Raw genomic sequence first — 1,915 nt, 5'->3', positions numbered from 1 at the left:
ATTTAGACCAGTCATTGCCATTCTCTAGCTGAGCTGCAGGATTTTCCTTTGTATATGAGGTATATCCAGTAGAAACATTAGCATTAAGATCAAGAGTTGGTTCATGACCAGAACGGGCAAGAGTGATCTGATCTTTTGCTATATCTCTTGAGATGATATTCTGCTGAATTGACAGATTGTTTTCTTCAGCCTTCTTTATAAGCTGTACGATAGTATCTGCAACTACAGGAGTTGAGAATTTTGATGTATCAAGTTCTGCAAGATCTTTTTCACTTAATGGTCTGCCGATAAGTAATCTTATTTCCTCATATGAGTTGATAAGTTCATTTTCAGCTGCAATCACAGCTGCATTTGATAAATCGTATGCTGCCTGGGCTTCTAGCTTATCAGTTTCTGCGATAAGACCAACCTGCAGTCTTCTGTCTGCTTCATCAAGCTGTCTTTTTAATGCAAGATTATTTGCTTTTTGGAACTTGACCTTATCTGCTGCATTTAAAACGTTGAAGTATGCATTACATACTCTGACAATCAGATTCTGCATTGCATCAGCATAAGCAAGATCTTTTACAGTTGCTGTCTTTTCAGCAATAGATCTGTTAGCCCAGTTAGAATGTCTCCATAATGCCTGTGAAAGATTTGCTGTTGCAGCACTTTTTTTGTTGCTAGCTCTGTCTCCAAATTCATTATAGGTACTTGTTCTAGTTTTAGTAATTGAGCCTATAACATCAATTTGAGGTAATAATGCTGCAGTGGCTTTTGAAAGGTTTGCATGAGCAGCTTGTGCTTCTGCTTTAGCCTGTGAAATAACTGTATCTCTTTTTAGAGCTTCTTTGTAGATATCCATTAAATCAGCTGCATTTGCACAGAAACTTGCAGATGCAAATAGTGCTAATGCCAAGGTAGATAATTTAGATTTCATTTGTTTACCTCAAGATATAATTACTTAGCTTAATTATATCAAGATGATTAAGCTAATTTTATGTTTTACTTGTATATTATTGAGCAAATAATTCATAATTGTCAGTAATTATGCAATCTATTCTTAATCTTACATGCAAAGAAAAAATATGTCAGTTAATAAAAAAGATATTTTCGCATCTGTTCAGTGCTTTTCAACAAAAAACTTCGATATTAGATTTATAAAACAGGATGATTGTGAAGCATTATTAAAAGTGTATTCAGATAAAAAGTCACAACCTATTTTCAATTCTGATAATTGTCATGGCGACGATTTTTGCTATGAAACTATTGATAGAATGAATAGTGCTATGAAGTTCTGGTTTGAATCTTATGAAAAGAGATATTTTGTAAGATATGCGATAGTTGACAGACAAACAAATACTGCCATAGGAACTGTTGAGCTCTTTACAAGATTTGCAGACGATCATTTTAACAATTGCATAATAATGAGAACTGATCTTTTAAGCAGCTATGAAAAGAAAGAATATATAAGCGAGCTTACACAAATATTCATAGAGCATGCTAAGGAATATTATGAAGGTCAAATGATTGCAACAAAGGCAATTAGCAGTGCAGAAGATAGAATAAGCGCACTTTTGTCATTAGGCTTTAGAAAATCAGATTTTAGTCTTATAGGATTTGATGGAACAGAGTATAACGAATATTACGAATACAATCTGTAATGCGTAGTTTTGAAAAGGGATAATGGTGGAGCTAACCGGGATCGAACCGGTGACCTCTTGCATGCCATGCAAGCGCTCTCCCAACTGAGCTATAACCCCGTAAAAAAATGAGATGGTGGAGGTAAACGGGATCGAACCGATGACCCTCTGCTTGCAAAGCAGATGCTCTCCCAACTGAGCTATACCCCCACAGAGAGAAATTTTCTTAATGGTGGAGGTAAACGGGATCGAACCGATGACCCTCTGCTTGCAAAGCAGATGCTCTCCCAACT

The 1,915-nt window shown here is 35.9% G+C and carries 2 protein-coding genes and 2 tRNA genes; 1 reads left to right on the top strand and 3 read right to left on the bottom strand.

The genetic code is table 11. The annotated features are described in order from the left end of the window. Positions 1 to 919: TolC family protein (locus ACJML3_RS07025; protein ID WP_406021858.1), on the bottom strand; the 919-nt coding region annotated here is incomplete at its 3' end. Between the two features lie 148 nt (positions 920 to 1,067). On the opposite strand from ACJML3_RS07025, the gene ACJML3_RS07020 reads away from it, so the two are divergent. Continuing rightward, complete coding sequence (locus tag ACJML3_RS07020) at positions 1,068 to 1,643, top strand: GNAT family N-acetyltransferase (protein ID WP_406021856.1); 576 nt, start codon at positions 1,068 to 1,070, stop codon at positions 1,641 to 1,643. A 23-nt stretch (positions 1,644 to 1,666) separates the two neighbouring features. Here the strand turns inward: ACJML3_RS07020 and ACJML3_RS07015 are convergent. Beyond that, a tRNA-Ala gene (locus ACJML3_RS07015) sits at positions 1,667 to 1,742 on the bottom strand. Positions 1,743 to 1,756: 14 nt separating this feature from the next. Beyond that, a tRNA-Ala gene (locus ACJML3_RS07010) sits at positions 1,757 to 1,832 on the bottom strand. Between the last annotated feature and the right edge of the window lie 83 nt (positions 1,833 to 1,915).

The organism is Succinivibrio sp. (genome assembly GCF_045124615.1).
In the GTDB taxonomy this organism is placed as follows: domain Bacteria; phylum Pseudomonadota; class Gammaproteobacteria; order Enterobacterales; family Succinivibrionaceae; genus Succinivibrio; species Succinivibrio faecicola.
Note: the sequence above shows the minus strand (reverse complement) of the source record. Positions and strands in the feature narration are given on the sequence as shown.